The following is an 18,254-nucleotide window of genomic DNA, read 5'->3' on the forward strand; positions in this document are numbered from 1 at the left end:
GCGCGTCCGCTCCTTCCTCCCGAACGGCCGGGTGCGGTGCGCCGTCCCAGGAGAAAGGCCGCCCGGTTGTGCGCGCGCACACCTTCCGGTGCGCCTGCCGGCCGCCGACGTACTTTCGTGCCATGACGACCCCCCTGGACTCCGGACACCCCACCGAATTCGGCACCGAGGACGGACTGACCCTGCGGTACTGGTCCTGGTCCCGCGACCCCGACCCGGCCCTGCCCCCCGTGGTGCTGCTGCACGGGTTCGCCGCGCACGCCCGGCTGAACTGGGAGGGCCCCGGGGTGGTGGAGGCCCTTCTCGCTGCCCGCCGCCGAGTGTTCGCCCTGGACGCCCGGGGCCACGGCACCTCCGACCGGCCGCACGACGAGACCTTCTACGGCGAGGAGTTGATGGCGGCCGACGTCCGGCGCCTGGCCGACCGGCTGTCCGTGGACGCGTACCACCTCGCCGGGTACTCCATGGGCGCGGTCGTCGCGCTGCTGACGGCGGCGGCCGACCCCCGGGTCACCAGGCTGGTGGCCGGAGGCGTCGGCGCGGGCGTGGTGGAGGTCGGCGGCCTGGACACCCGGGCGATGCCGCCCGAGCTGGTGTCGGCCGCGCTGATCGCCGACGACCTGACGACCGTCCCCGAACAGGCGCGCGGCTTCCGCGCGCTGGCCGACGCCGGCGGCTCCGACCGGTACGCGCTGGCCGCCCAGATACGCGCGGCGTTCCGGGGGCCGGTGCCGCTGGACCGGATCGCGGTGCCCACGCTCGTACTCGCCGGGGACGCCGACCCGCTGGCCGTACGCCCCGAGGTGCTGGCGGGCGCGATCCGGGGCGCCCGGGTCACGGTGCTCCCGGGCGACCATCTCTCGGTGGTGCGCGAGCCCGGATTCGCCGCCGCGATCACGGAGTTCCTGGCGGCGGGGTGAGGGGACGGGGTGAGGGGGCGGGGCTCCCCGGCGAAGGCCCACGAGCGCGTGTGGCAGAGTAGCCCGGCTACCGCAGGGGAGATCCACGCCCGCGCCTGCCCGAACGGGGCGGGGCGGAACGGAGGACGACCGGCGACGCACCGGCCGCCCTCTGCCCCGCCTTCCGCACCGCCCTTTCCAGGAGTACGTCATGAACGCCAAGCGCCACCGCCTGCTGCTCGCCGCCGTCACCCCCATGCTCGCCCCCGGGGAGCAGGTCGAGGCGGCGTCCATCGTGAACCTGAGAACCGTCTCCGTACGCAGAACGGCCGCCTTCGCCGTCGCCTCGGCGGTCCTCAGCGCGGGCGCGATGAGCGTGATCCCCGTGCCGGTGCCGATGTACCTGGTCATGACCGACCGCCACTTCTTCGTCTTCCGGGCCAACCCGAACATCGCCCGGACCGGGGAGCACCTGATGACGTTCGCGCGGGCGGGCCTGGTCCGCACCGAGATCAAGGAGCGCCTGCTCAACTCGTCCTTCGTCGTCTCCTCGCCCGAGGACGTACAGGGGCTGCGGATCGTCTTCCCGCTCGTCGGCCGCAAGGACCGCAACGCGATAGCCGCCGCCCTCCCGGTGGCGGGCTGAGCCACGGGGCCGGGGCCGCGCACGAGAAGCCGGACCGCCGTGTCGGGCGGTCCGGCTCCGGTTCGTACGACGGGTTACGAGGTGTGCGGGCAGGTGCCCCGGTACTCGGCGATGGTCAGGCTAGCCGAGGGGAGCGGGCAGAGGAACTGCTCGTAGCGGGTGTCGTTGTCGATGAAGCGCTTGAGCCACGAGACGCTGTACTTCGCGATCGTCGTGTTCGAGGTGTTCGGGGTGAAGTGGGTGGCTCCCCGCAGCTCCAGGTACGCCTTGTCCAGCGTGCTGGGCAGAGAGTTGTAGAAGGGCTCGGAGTGGGTGAGCACCGGGGCGACGGTGTCGCCGTCCGCGCCGATCACCAGGGTGGGCGTGCGCACCTCGGGCCAGGTGGTGTCGAGGTTCCAGCCGGTGAGCGGGATCGCCGCCTTGAGCGAGGTACGGCTCTTCGCCGCCTCCAGGGTGCCCCCGCCGCCCATGGAGTGGCCCATCACGCCGAGGCGTGAGGAGTCGATCCGGGTGCGGACCGAGCTGCTCTGCGTGAGGTAGTCCAGCGCGGCGAGGAGCTGGCGGCCCCGGCTGTCGGGCTGGTCGAGCGTGGTGTTGGTGTCGATGGTGAAGACCACGAAACCCTGGGAGGCGAGGCGCGGGCCGAGCCAGGCGATGCTCGACTGGTAGGCGGTGAACCCTGGCGCGATGACCACCGCGCCGAAGGTGCCGTCCGCCGTGGACGTCGGGTAGTAGATCGTGCCGCCGCCGAAGCCGGTGACGCCGAGGGAAGAGACCGAGGTCTGCGAGGTGGCGTAGGAGCCACGCAGCGCCTCGATGCTCGCGGTGGTCGGGGCGGGACCGCGCTCGTAGGGGTTGGTGGCGGCCTGCGCGCCGGCGGGGCTGAACGCGGTGAGCAGGCCGGCGGTGACCGCCGCGGCGGCGAACAGGCCCTTGACGGCCCGGAGTCGGCCCGTGCGCGTCCGGTGGTGCGGAGCGGTGTCGGCGGAGGTGCGGAGGTGCTGCTGCACGTGCGGGTCCTCTCGGTGGGGGGCGTACCCTGCCGGAGACGTCCCGGGGGCCCCGTGTCCGAGGCTCTCGGTCGCACCGCGTGGTACCGCCGCGTCGTTCGCTGGCGTTGGCCACTCTGGAGGTGCTCCCCGGCGTCACGCATCGGCTATATCGCCGGTCTCCGCGCACGCCGCCCCACCGGAACGGGTCCGCTTCCGCACACACGCGAGGGGCGGGCGGGGAACGGCTGTTCCCCGCCCGCCCCCTGGCGGTGTCTCAGCGGACCGGGTGTCCGGCCTCCCGCAGGGCGCCCTTGACCTCGGAGATCCGCAGGTCGCCGAAGTGGAAGACGGACGCGGCGAGGACCGCGTCGGCGCCGGCCCCGACGGCGGGGGCGAAGTCGGCGAGCCGGCCCGCGCCGCCGGAGGCGATGACGGGGACGGAGACGTGGGCGCGTACCGCCCTGATCATCTCGGTGTCGTAGCCGTCCTTGGTGCCGTCGGCGTCCATCGAGTTGAGCAGGATCTCGCCCGCGCCCAGTTCGGCGGCCCGGTGCGCCCACTCGACGGCGTCGATGCCGGTGCCCCGGCGGCCGCCGTGCGTGGTGACCTCGAAGGTGCCCTCGGGGGTGCGGCGGGCGTCGACGGAGAGCACGAGGACCTGGCTGCCGAAGCGTTCGGCGATCTCGCGGATCAGCTCCGGGCGGGCGATGGCGGCGGTGTTGACGCCGACCTTGTCCGCACCGGCCCGCAGCAGCTTGTCGACGTCCTCGGGGGCGCGGACGCCGCCGCCGACGGTGAGCGGGATGAAGACCTGCTCGGCGGTGCGGCGGACCACGTCGTAGGTGGTCTCGCGGTCACCGCTGGAGGCGGTGATGTCGAGGAAGGTCAGCTCGTCGGCGCCCTCGGCGTCGTACAGCTTGGCCATCTCGACCGGGTCGCCCGCGTCGCGCAGGTTCTGGAAGTTGACGCCCTTGACGACCCGGCCCTTGTCGACGTCCAGGCAGGGGATCACGCGTACGGCGAGGCTCATCGGTCGCCTCCGCGGAAGGCCTCGACCTCGACCTCGACGACGAGGCTGGGATCGACGAAACCGGAGACGATGACCATCGTGGCGACCGGCCGCACGTCGTCGAAGAGCTCCTTGTGGGCGCGGCCCACGTCGTCGACGTCCCGGGCGTGCGTGAGGTACATGCGGGTGCGTACGACGTCCTCGCGGCCGAGCCCGGCCTTCTCCAGGGCCGCGAAGGCGACCTCGAAGGAGGCGACGGCCTGCTCGTAGGGGGAGCCGGCCGAGATCTCGCCGTTGACGACGGAGGTGCAGCCGGCCACCAGGACGAGGCCGCCGGGGAGTTCGACGGCGCGGGCGTAGCCGAACTTCTCCTCCCAGGGGGCCCCGGACTGGATCCGGCGCACGCCGGGGGCCGCCCCGGAAGCCGTGGGTGCGGAGTCCGTCATGCGGCGACCGCCTTGAGCGCCTCTTCCAGGGTGAACGCCTTGGCGTAGAGCGCCTTGCCGACGATCGCGCCCTCGACGCCTTCCGGCACCAGCAGCGAGATCGCGCGCAGGTCGTCCAGCGAGGAGACGCCGCCGGAGGCGACGACCGGGCGGTCGGTGGCGGCGCAGACGTCGCGCAGCAGGCCGAGGTTGGGGCCCTGGAGGGTGCCGTCCTTGGCGATGTCGGTGACGACGTAGCGGGCGCAGCCCTCGGAGTCGAGGCGGGCGAGCGTCTCGTAGAGGTCGCCGCCGTCGCGGGTCCAGCCGCGGCCGCGCAGGGTGGTGCCGCGGACGTCGAGGCCGACGGCGATCTTGTCGCCGTACTGGGCGATGACCTTGGCGACCCACTCGGGGGTCTCCAGGGCGGCGGTGCCGAGGTTGACGCGGCGGCAGCCGGTGGCGAGGGCGGCCTCCAGCGAGGCGTCGTCGCGGATGCCGCCGGAGAGCTCGACCTTGATGTCCATGGCGCCGGCGACCTCGGCGATCAGCGCGCGGTTGTCGCCGGTGCCGAAGGCGGCGTCGAGGTCGACGAGGTGGAGCCACTCGGCGCCGGCGGCCTGCCAGGCGAGGGCCGCCTCCAGCGGGGAGCCGTAGGAGGTCTCGGAACCGGACTCGCCGTGCACGAGGCGGACGGCCTGTCCGTCGCGGACGTCGACGGCGGGAAGGAGTTCAAGCTTCGGCATTACAGCGTCTCGATCCAGTTGGTCAGCAGCTCGGCACCGGCGTCGCCGGACTTCTCGGGGTGGAACTGGGTGGCCCACAGCGCGCCGTTCTCCACGGCCGCCACGAACCGCTCTCCGTGCGTGGCCCAGGTGACGCGGGGGGCCCGGATCTTGGCGTTGGTGACTTCGAGGCTCCAGTCGTGCGCCGCGTAGGAGTGCACGAAGTAGTACCGGGCCTCGGGGTCGAGTCCGGCGAAGAGCCTGCTGTCCTCGGGTGCTTCGACGGTGTTCCAGCCCATGTGCGGGACGACGTCCGCCTTGAGCGGGCCGACGGTGCCGGGCCACTCGTCCAGGCCCTCGGTCTCCACGCCGTGCTCGATGCCCCGCTCGAAGAGGACCTGCATCCCGACGCAGATGCCCATCACCGGGCGGCCGCCGGAGAGCCGGCGGCCGATGATCCAGTCGCCGCGGGCGGCCCTGAGCCCGCCCATGCAGGCGGAGAAGGCGCCGACGCCGGGGACGAGGAGTCCCTCGGCGTTCATCGCCTTGTCGTAGTCACGCGTTATCTCGACGTCCGCGCCGACCCGGGCGAGCGCCCGCTCGGCGGAGCGGACGTTGCCGAAGCCGTAGTCGAAGACGACGACCTTCTTCTTGTCGCTCATCGTGTGTCCCCGGCCCCTCAGTCCCACAGTCCCTGGATCCGCAGCACGCCCGCCACCAGGCAGAGCGCGGATGCGATGCAGAGCAGCACGATGACGCCCTTGGGCATGCCCTGCTTGGCGAAGGAGTAGACGCCGCCGGCCAGGAAGAGGCCGACGACGATCAGGATGGTGTTGAGGCCGGTCACAGGGCGCCCTTCGTGGAAGGCAGGATTCCGGCCGCGCGCGGGTCGCGCTCGCTGGCGTAGCGCAGGGCCCGGGCGAGGGCCTTGAACTGGCACTCCACGATGTGGTGGGCGTTGCGGCCGTACGGGACGTGGACGTGCAGGGCGATCTGGGCCTGCGCGACGAAGGACTCCAGGATGTGCCGGGTCATCGTGGTGTCGTACTCGCCGATCATCGGCGCCATCTTCTCCGGCTCGGTGTGCACCAGGTACGGGCGGCCGGAGAGGTCGACGGTGACCTGGGCGAGCGACTCGTCCAGCGGGACGGTGCAGTTGCCGAAGCGGTAGATGCCGACCTTGTCGCCGAGCGCCTGCTTGAAGGCGGCGCCGAGCGCGAGGGCGGTGTCCTCGATGGTGTGGTGGGAGTCGATGTGCAGGTCGCCCTCGGTCTTGACCGTGAGGTCGAAGAGGCCGTGGCGGCCGAGCTGGTCGAGCATGTGGTCGTAGAAGCCGACGCCGGTTGCGACGTCGACCTTCCCGCTGCCGTCGAGGTTGATCTCGACGAGTACGGAGGTTTCCTTGGTGGTGCGCTCCACGCGGCCCACGCGGCTCTCGCCCGTCATGCGGCTCTCGCCCGTCATGCGTCGTGCTCCTTCTTGATTTCGCGAACCGCATCGAGGAACGCGTCGTTCTCTGCCGGGGTCCCCGCGGTGACCCGCAGCCATCCCGGTACGCCGTTGTCCCGGACCAGGACGCCCCGGTCGAGGATCGCCCGCCACACGGCACGGCTGTCCTCGAAGCGGCCGAACTGGACGAAGTTGGCGTCCGATTCGGTGACCTCGTAGCCCAGGGCCCGGAGTTCGGCGACGATCCGGTCCCGCTCGCTCTTGAGCCGCTCGACGTACCCGAGGAGCGTATCGGTGTGCTCCAGGGCGGCCAGCGCGGTGGCCTGGGTGACGGAGGACAGGTGGTACGGCAGGCGTACCAGCTGGACGGCGTCGACCACGGCGGCGTCGGCGGCGAGGTAGCCGAGGCGCAGTCCGGCGGCGCCGAACGCCTTCGACATGGTGCGGGAGAGCACCATGTGCGGCCGGCCCCCGATCAGCGGGAGCAGCGAGGGGCGGTGGCTGAACTCGCCGTACGCCTCGTCGACGACGACGAGGGACGGCCGGGCCGCCTGCGCCGCGTCGTACAGCGCGAGGACGGTGTCGGCGTCGACGGCGGTGCCGGTGGGGTTGTTCGGGGAGGTGATGAAGACGACGTTCGGGCGGTGTTCGGCGATGGCCTTCTTCGCCGCCTCCACGTCGATGGTGAAGTCCTCGTTGCGCGGGCCGGAGATCCAGCCGGTGCCGGTGCCGCGCGCGATGAGGGCGTGCATCGAGTACGAGGGTTCGAAGCCGATGGCGGTGCGGCCGGGGCCACCGAACGCCTGCATCAGCTGCTGGATGACCTCGTTGGAGCCGTTGGCCGCCCAGACCTGGGCGGTGGTGACCTCGTGGCCGGCGGTGCGGCTGAGGTAGCCGGCGAGTCCGGTACGGAGCTCGACGGCGTCCCGGTCCGGGTAGCGGTTGAGCTCGCGGGCGGCCTCGCGGACGCGCTCGGCGATCCGGTCGACGAGGGCGTCGGGCAGCGGGTAGGGGTTCTCGTTGGTGTTCAGCCGGACGGGTACGTCGAGCTGGGGGGCACCGTACGGGGACTGGCCGCGCAGCTCCTCCCGGATCGGGAGGTCGTCGATGCGGACGGGGCCGGTGGTGTCGGTGGTGCTGTCGTTCGTCACGCCTGCGGAACCTTCCAGCCGAACCGTGCCTTGAGTGCCGCGCCGTGGGCGGGGAGGTCCTCCGCCTCGGCGAGGGTCACCACGTGGTGGGTGACCTCGGCCAGTGCGTCGCGGGTGTAGTCGACGATGTGGATGCCGCGCAGGAAGGACTGCACGGAGAGACCCGAGGAGTGGCAGGCGCAACCACCGGTGGGCAGTACGTGGTTGGACCCGGCGCAGTAGTCGCCGAGGGAGACCGGCGACCAGGGGCCGACGAAGACCGCGCCGGCGTTGCGGACGCGGTCGGCGACGGCGGCGGCGTCGGCGGTCTGGATCTCCAGGTGCTCGGCGCCGTACGCGTCGACCACCTTCAGCCCGTCCGCGAGGTCGCGGACGAGGACGATCGCGGACTGCCGGCCGGCGAGCGCGGGTGCGATGCGGTCGGTGACGTGCTTGGAGGCGGCGACCTGGGGCGCGAGTTCGGCCTCGGTGGCGGCGGCGAGTTCCTCGGAGTCGGTGACGAGGACGGCGGCGGCCATCGGGTCGTGCTCGGCCTGGCTGATCAGGTCGGCCGCGATGTGCACCGGGTCGGCGGTCGAGTCGGCGAGGATCGCGATCTCGGTGGGTCCGGCCTCGGCGTCGATGCCGATGCGGCCCTTGAGGAGGCGCTTGGCGGCGGCGACGTAGATGTTGCCGGGGCCCGTGACGAGGTTCACGGGGCGGCAGCCGTCCTCGCCCTCGGTGCCGTAGGCGAAGAGGGCGATGGCCTGGGCGCCGCCGGCGGCGTACACCTCGTCCACGCCGAGCAGGGCGCAGGCGGCCAGGATGGTGGGGTGCGGCAGGCCGCCGAACTCCTTCTGCGGCGGGGAGGACACGGCGATGCCCTCGACGCCGGCCTCCTGGGCCGGGACGACGTTCATGACGACGGAGGACGGGTAGACCGAGCGCCCGCCGGGGACGTAGAGCCCGACGCGCTCGACGGGCACCCACTTCTCGGTGACCGTGCCGCCGGGCACGACCTGGGTGGTGTGGGTGGTGCGGCGCTGCTCGCGGTGGACGAGGCGGGCGCGGCGGATCGACTCCTCCAGGGCGGCGCGGACGGCGGGGTCGAGCTCCGCCAGCGCGTCGGCGAGGGCGGCGACCGGCACCCGGAGCGATTCCGGCCGGACGCCGTCGAATTTCTCCCCCCATTCGATCACCGCTGCCGCGCCACGATGGCGTACGTCCTCGCAGATGGGCCGCACCGTCTCCAGGGCGGCTTCCACGTCGAACTCGGCACGGGGCAGCAGGTCGCGCAAGGGGGCGCCCTCGGGGAGGACGTCGCCGCGCAGATCGATTCGAGAGATCACACCCCCAATTCTCTCAGACCGCCCGAGCCGTCCGGTCGGCCGTATCAGTGGCTGATACATATCTCCGTCACCCTGTGTGCCGTTTTCCGTTCATACGGTCACACAGGGGGAAGAACGGGTCTAGGGTCTTCCGTTCGGATCAGGCCGGACCAGGGAGCGGGGTCCTGCCTGATCCGAACGGAACCCCCCGGGCGTGTGCACAGGGAGGTCGGGAGTGACGGAGCCGCACGAGAACGACATCCCGGAAGGACTCAGCGCCGCGGAGCTGGGCATGTGGCAGTCCTTCCGGAACGGGAGCACCTTCGATCTGCGCACCCACGACCCCGAACGCGACGATCCGTTCGGCCCGCACATGTGGGGTCCGGGACGGAGCGTCGGCGCCCGGGTCGTGGCGCGGCTGCTGCTGAGCGGTCCACCGGCCCGGCCGGGGCGGGTGGCGGCGCTGAAGCTCAGGGGCGTACGGATCACCGGCAAGCTCGATCTGGCCGGCGGCCGGGTCTCGCCGTACGTCGAGCTGACGGGCTGCCGGTTCGAGCAGGAGGTGATGTTCCCCGAGTGCCACTTCACGACGCTGCGGATGGTGGGCTGCGCGATGCCCCGGCTGGAGGCGGCCAGGCTGCGCACCGAGGGCGACCTCCATCTGCCGCGCTGCCGGGTCGACCGGGGCGTGCGGCTGACGGACGCCCAGATCGGCACGGACCTGCTGATCAACCAGATCAGCGTGGGCTGCGACCGGCGGGGCCGGGCGATCGCCGCGGACGGGCTGACCGTGGCGCAGGACCTCCAGGCGGAGATGATCGAGACGTACGGCGAAGTCAGCCTGCGCGGGGCGACGGTGGGCGGCTCGCTGAACCTGCGCGGCAGCCGGCTGCGCGCGGCGGAGGGGCGCAAGGCCCTGAACGCCCCGCAGTTGAGGGTGGAGCGGACGCTCTACCTGACCGAGGCGTGGGTGAGCACCGAGACGGGGAACCAGGGCACCACTCCGCCGTACGGCATCGTGCACGGGCCGACGTCGGACCTGACGCCCGCCCGGGGTTCGCGCGCGCAGATCTTCGAGTGCCGGGGCGGGGTCCGCCTCGACGACGGGCGGTTCGGGGACGTGCTCGACCTGCACCTGGCGCGGTTCGTGCTGGAGCCGCAGGAGGAGCTGTCGATGCGCCGGATCGTCGTGCCCGAGCTGCGGTTCAGCCTGGAGCGCCCCGAGGAGGGCCGGGTCGTGCTGAACGGCGCCCGGGTGGTCACCCTCATCGACCTGTCGACCAGCTGGCCGGGTCCCGGCGGGCTGGCGATGGGCGGCTTCGTCTACGAGAACCTCGTCCCGTACGGCCACTTCCCGCTCTCCCGGCGGCTGGAGTGGGTCCTCGCCGCCACCCCGGAGTACGTCCCCGAGCCGTACGAGCGGCTGGCGACCGTGCTCCGCAACTGCGGCGAGGACGCGGACGCCCGGGAGGTGCTGCTCGCCAAGCAGCGCCGCCGCCGGGAGACGCTGCCGCTCGCCGGGAAGCTGTGGGGGTTCCTCCAGGACTGGACGGTGGCGTACGGCTACCGGCCGGGCCGGGCGGCGGTGTGGATGGCGGTGCTCTGGGCGGCGAGCACCCTGGTCTTCTCCCGGCACGAGCCGGCGGCGATCAAGCGGGACGAGCACCCGGAGTGGAATCCGGCGCTGTACGCGCTCGATCTGCTGATCCCGGTGATCGGTCTCGGCCAGGACGGCTACTGGCGGATGACGGGCGGCTGGCAGTGGGTGTCCGCCGGGCTGGTGCTGGTGGGGTGGGTTCTGGCCACCACGGTGGCCGCCGGGGCCTCCCGGCTGCTGACCCGGGGGTGAGGGCACGGCGGGCCCCTCCCCGGCGCGGTCGCACCTCGGGGTGGGGTCCCGCCCCGGTGCGGGCCTGCCTCCGGCGCCGGGAGCCGGGGGCGGGAGTGAGGGGCGGGGCGGCTGGGCCGGGACGGTCGAGTTCGAACAGATCCCGCACGGGCGGTCGAATTTCAGCCATTCAGGTTCACCTCCTTTGCCCACTCTTGGCCTTTCCGGGGGCAACCCCTACGGATCCACCCGACTCGGCACCAAAGCTTCACAGCAGACCCCTGGCGCCGCCCCCACCAGCGCTTTTCAATGGTCCGCACCATGCCCTCGCTTCGCGCTCTGCTCCGTACCGCGCGCAGGGTCCGGCACAGCTCCCGGCTGTCGGCCGGACTCCCTCCGGCCGACGCGGTCATGCTCGACGCCCCCGACAGTCGCCTCTCCCCCGCGCTGGTGGCCGCCGCCGAAGGCGCGTACGGGCCTGCCGCGAAGCTCCTCGCCACCACCCGCGACACCGCCGAGTGGGAGCTGCGCGACCGCTACCTCGGCCGGCTGGTCGCCTTCGCCCGCAGCCGGGACGGCTGGCTGGACGACTGGCTGGACGCCGCCCCCGGCGACCCCGACGCGCTGCTCGTCCGCGCCGGGCTCGCCGTGCGCCGGGCGTGGGAGTCGCCCGCGGCGGCGGAGCGGCTGGGCGAGGTCGCCCCACTGATCACCGCGGCGGCCGAGGCCGACCCCCGCGACCCGGTCCCCTGGCACCTCGCGCTGGACCACGCGCGGGGCACCCGGGCCACGCACACCGCGTTCGAGTCGGTGTGGACGGAGGCCGTCCGCCGCTCCCCGCACCACTACGGCTGCCACCTGGCCGCACTGCGCTACCTCTCCGCCGCCCGGCACGGGTCGCACCGCGCGTGTTTCGACTTCGCGGAGCGGGCCGCCGAGGACGCCGCCCCGACCTCCCTGGTGCAGGGGCTGCCGGTGCGCGCCGCAGCCTCCCTGCTGCTCGACCCGGACACCGCCGGGCGGACCGCCCCGGTGCCGGAGCGCCGGATCGACGCCGCCGCCGACCTGGCGATCGGCCTCTCCGCCGCGTACGCCCCCGGGGACCCGTGGCCCGCCGAGATCCGCAACCTCCTGGCGTACGTCCTGGTGGCGCGGGGCCGCTGGCGCGAGGCGCTGGAGCAGTTCCGGCTGATCGGGCCGTACGCCCACTCGTTCCCCTGGTCCCAGCCGCTCCCGTGGTGCCCGTCGTCGCACCGGTCCCAGTCCCTCCCATGGTCGTCGGTGGCCGAGGACGCGCTGGCCCGCTTCCTGGAAGCCAGGGACGCGGCGCGGCTCCAGGTGGCCTCGGCGACCCCGCTGTGGAGCCGGGCCGCCCACGGCAGGGCGCACGGCCATTACGCTTGAGCGTTGTGACCACAGCGCACCTGCCCCTCTTCCCGCTCAACGCGGTTCTGTTCCCCGGCCTCGTGCTGCCGTTGAACGTCTTCGAGGAGCGATATCGCGCCATCATGCGCGAGCTGCTGAAGACCGACGACGACGAACCCCGCCGCTTCGTGGTGGTGGCGGTACGGGACGGCCGGGAGACCGCCGTGACCGGCACCGGAATGCCGGAGGGCACGACGGTCCAGACCGAGCGCGCCCCGGCCGACGGCTTCGGCGCCGACCCGGTCCAGTCCTTCCACCGCGTCGGCTGCGTGGCCGACGCCGCCAAGATCCGCGAGCGCGCCGACGGCAGCTTCGAGGTGCTGGCCACCGGCACCACCCGGGTCCGGCTGCTCTCGGTGGACGCGAGCGGCCCGTATCTGACGGCCGAGGTGGAGTTCCTCGCCGAGGACGAGGAGGCCGGTGAGGCCCGGACCCTCGCCGAGGGCGTGATGCGCGCCTTCCGCACGTACCAGAAGCGGCTGGCCGGAGCGAACGAGCGGTCGCTGACCACCGGCGGCGACCTGCCGGACGAACCGTCCGTCGTCTCCTACCTGGTGGCCGCCGCCACCGTGCTGGACGTGGCCACGAAGCAGCGGCTGCTCCAGGCCCCGGACACCGCGACCCGGCTGCGCGAGGAACTCACCCTGCTCCGCAAGGAGACGGCGGTCCTCCGCCATCTGCCGTCGCTCCCGGCCGTGGACCTCACCCGCGCCCCCACGCACCTGAACTGACCCGATACCCCGAAGGACCTCGCGCCCGTGGCGAAGAAGACGAAGAAGCAGCAGGGCGGTACCCCGGCCACGGTCGCGCTGACCGCGGCCGGGGCCGACTTCACGGTCCACGCCTACGAGCACGACCCGGGGGCGCCCAGTTACGGCGAGGAGGCGGCCGAGGCCCTCGGCGTCTCCCCCGAACGGGTGTTCAAGACCCTGGTCGCCGACGTGGACGGCGAGCTGACGGTGGCGGTGGTCCCGGTCGCGGGCTCGCTCGACCTGAAGGCGCTCGCCTCGGCGGTCGGCGGCAAGCGGGCCGCCATGGCCGATCCGGCGGCGGCCGAACGCACCACGGGGTACGTGCGCGGCGGCATCTCGCCGCTGGGCCAGCGCAAGCGGCTGCGTACGGTCGTCGACGCCTCGGCCGGTTCGCACCCGACCATCTGCGTCTCGGCAGGGCGCCGGGGCCTGGAGGTCGAACTGGCGGCGGCGGACCTGGCGCGGCTCACCGGCGCGGTGTTCGCGCCGATCGGGCGCGCGTAACGGCCGGTCGGGCGCGCGCACGACCGGAGCCCGGCGCGCGTGACGGGGCGCCGGGCGCCTGGAGGCCGACAGCCCGGAGCCCTGCCCGCCACCGCGCCGCCACCTCGCGGCGGAGCCTCAGGCCGGCGGCTGCGGTCCGGCGGGGCCCTTCGTGTCGCTCTGCGCCCGTGCCCGCGTACCGGCGTCCGGGCCCGCCCCGTCCGGCGCCGGGCCGTCGGGCGTGCCGGGTGCGGCCGCCGTGCCCGGTGCGCCGGGCACACCCTCCACCGGCTGGCCCTCCACCGGCTGACCCTGGACCGGCTGGCCGGCCGGGCCGTACGCCCACTCGGCGCCGTTCGTCGCCCACCCGGGGTGCTGCCACTGCGTGTCGGGGTCGGGGTCCCGGGGCGTGAAGGCCGCCGTGAGGATCAGGTGCACGACCATCGCGGCCACCGGCCAGGCGAGCAGCGCGCCCTTCGCGTTCAGTTCCAGCGGCGCGTCGAAGGTCACCCCCTTCCCGGCTTCCTTGGCGTGGGCGACCACGTCCGAGGTCGGGCCGAGGGAGGTACCCAGCCACCAGGCGAGCAGCGCTCCGAGCAGGCCGCCGAGCGCCAGGCCGACCACCGTCGGGATGCCGCCGGTACGCCGGAGCAGGTAGACCACGGCGGCCGAGACGACGCCGAATCCGGCGGCGAGCAGGGCGAACGTGCCGTCCGCTCCGACGGCCTCCTCGCCCTCGCTGTCCTTGAGGTAGACGGCGGTGTCGTCCGAGATCAGCGGGATGCGCGGGGAGAGCCAGAGCCAGAGCAGACCGAGCGCGACGCCGGCGACGGCCACCAGCACGGTGACGAGCGCGGCCCGGCCGATCGCGGCCCGCGCCCGGGCGCGGTCGGGCGGCGACTGACCGGGGGCGAGGTGCGAACCCGCCGGAGGAGACGGCCAGGGATCGTAGGGCGTCGGCGGGTCGGGCGGCGTCAAGGGTGCGGTCACCGTGCCATCGTGCCAGGCGGCCCCGGGCAGCGCCGCACCGGACCTGATCACCGGGCAGCGCCCGCACCACCACCGGGCCCCCTCACGGAGAACGCCCGGCCCTCAGTGCCCGGCCTCCCCGGCCCTCGCCCCACGGCCTCCCCGGCGCTCAGCGCACGGCCGCCCGGCGGTACGCCCAGGTCGCCACGGCCAGCGAGAGCACTCCCACCGCCGCGCAGACCCCGAGGTCCAGCGCGACGACGGCCCAGTCCGGGTCGGCGTCGAAGGAACGGGCCAGCGCCTCCACCCCGTACGTGGACGGCAGCAGGTCGCGCGCCCAGCGCACCACCTCCGGCAGCCGCTCGGCGGGCAGCACGCCCAGCAGCAGCGCGGCGGACATGCCGAGCTGCCCCAGCAGGGTGGCCAGCTCCTGGCGCGGGGCCAGGAGCCCGAGCGCGGCGCCCAGCCCGGACAGCGCGGCCCCGGCCAGCGGGACCACGGCGACCAGCACCCACAGGTGCGCCATCGGGAGCTGGAAGAGCGCGCTCCCCGCGACCGCGGTGAAGACGGCGCCCGGCACGGTGAAGGAGGCGTACGCGCCCGCCGCGCCCAGCACCACGGCCGCGGGCGGCACCGGCAGGGTGGCGTAGTGGTCGAGGCCGCCGTTGGCCCTCAGCTGGCCGAAGTACTGGGCGAGCAGGTTCAGCGCGACGAAGGCGACCACCAGCACGCTGGAGCCCGCGACCACGGCCCGCGCCTCGGTGCCGCCGTCCACGACCCCGCGCATCATGATCATGATGCCGACGGACTGGAAGGTCGCCACGAAGAGCAGCGGGATACGGGCCACCCGGGCCCGCGAGAGCTGGGCCCGGTACACGGCGGCCAGCGCGGGCAGCAGCCGGGCGCGCGGCGCCAGCGGGGCCGGTTCCCCGGCCCAGGAGCCGCCGACCGCCCCGGTGGACGCCTTGGTCCCGGCGGACCCCTTGGACCCGGTGGGCGCGGTGGACCCCGTGGACGCGGCCGGGCCGCCGGCCGGCCGGCCGAGCGGGGACACCGCCTCGGCGGGAACGATGCTCGTCACCTGGCGCTGCTCCCGTTCACTGCCGCTGTTCTTCCGCACACGTCCCGTCCGTCCCCAGGGCCCCGGCCGGCCGGAGCCGTCGCCGTCGGCCTCATCCCTTCACCAGTCCCCTGCGCGCGTCCGCCGCGTCCCCGCCGAGGGCGAGGTAGACGTCCTCCAGGCTGGGGGTCGCCAGGGTGAAGTCGTCCAGGGCCGCGAAGGCCGCCCCACCGGTCACCGCGGCGACGGCGGCCCGCGCCTCGTCGGGCTTCAGGCGCAGCACCCAGCGGCGCCCGGACTCCTGGGCCGAGGCGCGCAGCGCGGCGACCTCGGGGACGTCCAGCGGGGCGCGCTCGCGCCACATCAGCTCGACCCTGACCTCGCCGGCCACCTGCTCCTTGAGGCCCTGCGGGGTGTCGCAGGCGATGACCTTGCCGCGTTCGACGACGGCGACCCGGTCGAGGACCGTCTCGGCCTCGATGACGTTGTGGGTGACCAGCAGCACGGTCGCGCCGTGCTCGGCCCGGCGCCGGTCGACGGCGGCCCAGACGGAGCGGCGGGCGACGGGGTCCATGCCGGTGGTCGGCTCGTCCAGGATCAGCACCGGGCGCTGTCCGACGAGGGCGGCGGCGAAGCAGGCGAGCCTGCGCTGACCGCCGGAGAGCTTCTTCAGGGGCCGCCCGGCCAGCTCGGTGAGGCCGAGCTCCTCCAGTACGGCGTCGCGCTCGGCGCGGGCCTCGCGGACCGGGAGGCCGCGCAGCCGCCCGGTGGTCTCGGCGGCGAGGGAGACGGTCAGCTCGTCGAGGGCGGTGGACTCCTGGCCGAGGTAGCCGATGAGCCGGGAGGCGCGTTCGGGATGGCGCACGAGGTCGTGGCCGAGCACCTCGACGCTGCCGGAGTCGGGGCGCATCAGGCCGGTGAGCTGGCGCACCAGGGTGGACTTGCCGGCACCGTTGGGGCCGAGCAGCCCGAAGATCTCGCCGCCGCGCACCTCCAGGGTGATGCCGTCGGTGGCCCGTACCTCGGGCGCGGCGGGCGTGCCGCGGCGGCCCCGGACGGCCGGGTAGGTCTTCACCAGATCACGCACCGCGCACACGGTCCCGGTGGCCCTCTGCGCCTGTGCTGTGCCCGTACTCACGAGGTACGAGAGTACGGGGTCGGATGGTCCGGATTGCGCCGGGGGCCCGGTCCCGGTCGACGCGCGGAGCCCGGCGGGCACCCGAGGACGCCTACGGGCGCCCGCCGGGTCATTCCGGGGCGGGGACGTGGTCCGCGGCGGCCGTGATGTCGATCTCGCGCCAGAATCCGGCCCGGATGGCGTAGCGGTCGTGCTCGTCGATCTGGTCGTCCTTGTGCGCGAGGAGTCCGAAGCGCGCCGCGTACCGCAGGAGCTCCCCGTCGATCCGGTGCGGGATGCGCGGGTACATGGTGGAGAGCTTCTGGAGGTGGACGGTCTCCGGGAGCCGCTCCATCCAACGGCGGGCGAAGACCTGGCCGACCTCGAAGGGGTCGCCGCCCACGGTGGTGATGTCCTCCTCGCGGTCGGCCCAGCGCTGTTCGGCGGTGGTGACCTGGGCGAGGGTGGGCAGCGAGGCGGTCTCCGGGGGTTCGCCGAGGGAGCCCCGGTCCGCCCACCCCCGGTCCGAGGACCAGCGCAGCGTGGCGCTCGGCGCCGGGGCGGGCTGCGCCTGTACCGGGGCGGCGGGGCCGCCCGCGGACGCGCGGAGGGCGGCCAGGTCCTTCGGCGTGGGGACGCCCTTGTGGTTGTGAGCGGGCGCGGGCTCGGGCGTGCCGCCGCTCTCCGGGCGGGGCGCCGGCGGGGCACCGGCGCGGGCCGCCGCCTGGGCCTCGGAGGCGCGCTCGGCGGAGGCCGCGAGGGCCGCTTCGGGCAGGGGCGCGGAGAGGATCGCGGCGATCTCGGGGCGCGGGGCGGACTGCGGGGCGCAGATCCCGCCGGTCTCCTTGGCGCGGACGGCCTTGGTGATCCAGGCGCGGTCGAGCACGCGGCGTTCGTCGGCCTCGGCCACCAGGTCCTCGGACTGGTTGTAGTCGCCGTCCGCGGCCTGGACGGCCCAGAGGTGGACGGCGACGCCGTGTTCCTTGGCGGACATCAGACCGGGCAGCAGGTCGCCGTCGCCGGTCACCAGGACCACGTCGGAACAGGCGCGGTTGCGGGCCAGTTCGGTCAGTTCGGCGTGCATGGCCGCGTCGACGCCCTTCTGCGCCCATCGTCCGTCGCTCCGGGTGAGCGCGCCGAGCCGGACGGTGACTCTCGGCATGACCCGCAGCCTGCGGTGTTCGGGCTGCGGTACGCGGTCGGGGGCGCCGTCGAACCAGTAGATGCGCAGCAGGGGTTGCTCGGTGTCGGCCTCGGCGCGTTCGCGCAGGCCCTGGATCAGGGCGGCGTGGTCGACGGTGATGCGCGAACGGGCTGGTTCGCCCGCCAGCAGACTCGCGGCTGCGCCCAGCAGGTAGCCGGCGTCCACCAGGACGACGCAACGGTCCACGCGTTCCACCCTCTTCCGGAATTCGGCGAACGGCCGTTCAGGGTTTCCGTCGAGTCTGCCCGACCGCGCGGAAGTAGACGGCCGGAACTCGATCTTCGGCGTGGCGGATGCGGTGGGAGTTGCCCACAGGGGGCCTGCGGGGGTCGGCAGGGGGCCCACAGCGATGTCCACTACGGAAGGTAATGATCCAACATGCGTGCTTTGTGGGGCTATGTGAGTCTGACATCGGTCCTGGCAACCAGGATTCCCCACAGGAGGCAATCACCATGGCCAAGAACAAGAACCGTAAGCAGGGCAGCCCCCAGGACCGCGCGTCCGCGGCGGAGCGCGGCGCCGAGCAGGCGAAGTCGACGTCCTTTGAGGACCGGAGCACGTCGCAGTCGCAGGCCCAGGGCAGCCCCTCGGACGTGGCCCGCAAGCACCAGCGGCGTTTCGGCCACAACTGACGGCCGTGACACCGCAGTAAGGGGCGCCCCCGCCGTCGTCGGCGGGGGCGCCCCTTCGCTTGTCGTACGGGCGTACCGGCCGGGTGCCGTACGCGCGCGGACCTGGTGCCGTACGCGCACCCGACCCGGGCGCCGCTCGCGCGCATCGGCCCGGATGCCGTACGCGACCGCCCTGTTACGCCCC

The 18,254-nt window shown here is 73.8% G+C and carries 20 protein-coding genes; 7 read left to right on the plus strand and 13 right to left on the minus strand.

What is annotated here, in order from left to right:
• The first annotated feature begins 122 nt into the window (after window positions 1–122).
• Both OG599_RS07775 and OG599_RS07780 read left to right on the plus strand, forming a co-directional pair.
• Window positions 123–920 (plus strand): alpha/beta fold hydrolase, encoded by a 798-nt coding sequence (locus tag OG599_RS07775; protein WP_327175213.1) that lies wholly within the window; start codon window positions 123–125, stop codon window positions 918–920.
• Window positions 921–1,110: 190 nt separating this feature from the next.
• Window positions 1,111–1,545, plus strand: coding sequence for a hypothetical protein (locus OG599_RS07780; RefSeq protein ID WP_327175214.1), 435 nt, complete (start codon window positions 1,111–1,113; stop codon window positions 1,543–1,545).
• Between the two features lie 74 nt (window positions 1,546–1,619).
• On the opposite strand, the gene bdeA is transcribed toward OG599_RS07780, so the two are convergent.
• From bdeA to hisD, 9 genes are all read right to left on the minus strand, one after another.
• Window positions 1,620–2,555 (minus strand): bis(hydroxyethyl) terephthalate hydrolase, encoded by a 936-nt coding sequence (gene bdeA / locus OG599_RS07785; RefSeq protein ID WP_327175215.1) that lies wholly within the window; start codon window positions 2,553–2,555, stop codon window positions 1,620–1,622.
• 256 nt (window positions 2,556–2,811) lie between these two features.
• Window positions 2,812–3,567 (minus strand): imidazole glycerol phosphate synthase subunit HisF, encoded by a 756-nt coding sequence (gene hisF / locus OG599_RS07790; RefSeq protein WP_327175216.1) that lies wholly within the window; start codon window positions 3,565–3,567, stop codon window positions 2,812–2,814.
• Window positions 3,564–3,992, minus strand: coding sequence for a RidA family protein (locus OG599_RS07795; RefSeq protein ID WP_327175217.1), 429 nt, complete (start codon window positions 3,990–3,992; stop codon window positions 3,564–3,566). The genes hisF and OG599_RS07795 overlap by 4 nt, the downstream gene beginning before the upstream one ends.
• Entirely contained in the window at window positions 3,989–4,714 is a 726-nt protein-coding gene (priA, locus tag OG599_RS07800; RefSeq protein WP_327175218.1) for a bifunctional 1-(5-phosphoribosyl)-5-((5-phosphoribosylamino)methylideneamino)imidazole-4-carboxamide isomerase/phosphoribosylanthranilate isomerase PriA, read from the minus strand. The genes OG599_RS07795 and priA overlap by 4 nt, the downstream gene beginning before the upstream one ends.
• A complete protein-coding gene (hisH, locus tag OG599_RS07805) occupies window positions 4,714–5,355 on the minus strand; it encodes an imidazole glycerol phosphate synthase subunit HisH (protein WP_327175219.1) in 642 nt (213 codons plus the stop codon). Before hisH ends, priA begins: the two co-directional genes overlap by 1 nt.
• Before the next feature lie 17 nt (window positions 5,356–5,372).
• Window positions 5,373–5,540, minus strand: a complete 168-nt coding sequence (locus OG599_RS07810; RefSeq protein WP_327175220.1) for a hypothetical protein — start codon at window positions 5,538–5,540, stop codon at window positions 5,373–5,375.
• Window positions 5,537–6,139 (minus strand): imidazoleglycerol-phosphate dehydratase HisB, encoded by a 603-nt coding sequence (gene hisB / locus OG599_RS07815; protein ID WP_266710430.1) that lies wholly within the window; start codon window positions 6,137–6,139, stop codon window positions 5,537–5,539. The genes OG599_RS07810 and hisB overlap by 4 nt, the downstream gene beginning before the upstream one ends.
• Before the next feature lie 14 nt (window positions 6,140–6,153).
• The gene (locus tag OG599_RS07820; protein ID WP_327175221.1) at window positions 6,154–7,293 is read right to left on the minus strand and encodes a histidinol-phosphate transaminase; all 1,140 of its coding nucleotides are present in this window, start codon (window positions 7,291–7,293) and stop codon (window positions 6,154–6,156) included.
• On the minus strand, window positions 7,290–8,621 hold the full coding sequence (gene hisD / locus OG599_RS07825; RefSeq protein WP_327175222.1) for a histidinol dehydrogenase: 1,332 nt from the start codon (window positions 8,619–8,621) through the stop codon (window positions 7,290–7,292). The genes OG599_RS07820 and hisD overlap by 4 nt, the downstream gene beginning before the upstream one ends.
• Before the next feature lie 214 nt (window positions 8,622–8,835).
• On the opposite strand from hisD, the gene OG599_RS07830 reads away from it, so the two are divergent.
• The 4 genes from OG599_RS07830 (at window position 8,836) to ybaK (ending at window position 13,109) form a co-directional block, all read left to right on the plus strand.
• On the plus strand, window positions 8,836–10,449 hold the full coding sequence (locus tag OG599_RS07830) for an oxidoreductase (RefSeq protein ID WP_327175223.1): 1,614 nt from the start codon (window positions 8,836–8,838) through the stop codon (window positions 10,447–10,449).
• A 288-nt stretch (window positions 10,450–10,737) separates the two neighbouring features.
• Window positions 10,738–11,832 (plus strand): hypothetical protein, encoded by a 1,095-nt coding sequence (locus OG599_RS07835; RefSeq protein WP_327175224.1) that lies wholly within the window; start codon window positions 10,738–10,740, stop codon window positions 11,830–11,832.
• A gap of 5 nt (window positions 11,833–11,837) precedes the next feature.
• Complete coding sequence (locus OG599_RS07840) at window positions 11,838–12,584, plus strand: LON peptidase substrate-binding domain-containing protein (RefSeq protein ID WP_327175225.1); 747 nt, start codon at window positions 11,838–11,840, stop codon at window positions 12,582–12,584.
• Between the two features lie 27 nt (window positions 12,585–12,611).
• Window positions 12,612–13,109, plus strand: coding sequence for a Cys-tRNA(Pro) deacylase (gene ybaK / locus OG599_RS07845; protein WP_327175226.1), 498 nt, complete (start codon window positions 12,612–12,614; stop codon window positions 13,107–13,109).
• 117 nt (window positions 13,110–13,226) lie between these two features.
• Here ybaK and OG599_RS07850 read toward each other — a convergent pair whose 3' ends face one another.
• From OG599_RS07850 to OG599_RS07865, 4 genes are all read right to left on the minus strand, one after another.
• Window positions 13,227–14,078, minus strand: coding sequence for an ABC transporter permease (locus OG599_RS07850; protein WP_327175227.1), 852 nt, complete (start codon window positions 14,076–14,078; stop codon window positions 13,227–13,229).
• A gap of 148 nt (window positions 14,079–14,226) precedes the next feature.
• Entirely contained in the window at window positions 14,227–15,138 is a 912-nt protein-coding gene (locus tag OG599_RS07855) for an ABC transporter permease (RefSeq protein ID WP_442809664.1), read from the minus strand.
• Window positions 15,139–15,229: 91 nt separating this feature from the next.
• A complete protein-coding gene (locus OG599_RS07860) occupies window positions 15,230–16,213 on the minus strand; it encodes an ABC transporter ATP-binding protein (protein WP_327179960.1) in 984 nt (327 codons plus the stop codon).
• A 151-nt stretch (window positions 16,214–16,364) separates the two neighbouring features.
• Window positions 16,365–17,633 (minus strand): NYN domain-containing protein, encoded by a 1,269-nt coding sequence (locus OG599_RS07865; RefSeq protein ID WP_327175228.1) that lies wholly within the window; start codon window positions 17,631–17,633, stop codon window positions 16,365–16,367.
• Window positions 17,634–17,890: 257 nt separating this feature from the next.
• On the opposite strand from OG599_RS07865, the gene OG599_RS07870 reads away from it, so the two are divergent.
• Entirely contained in the window at window positions 17,891–18,070 is a 180-nt protein-coding gene (locus OG599_RS07870) for a hypothetical protein (protein ID WP_327175229.1), read from the plus strand.
• Window positions 18,071–18,254 lie beyond the last annotated feature (184 nt).

Origin of the sequence: Streptomyces sp. NBC_01335 (assembly GCF_035953295.1) — a bacterium.
GTDB lineage: Bacteria > Actinomycetota > Actinomycetes > Streptomycetales > Streptomycetaceae > Streptomyces.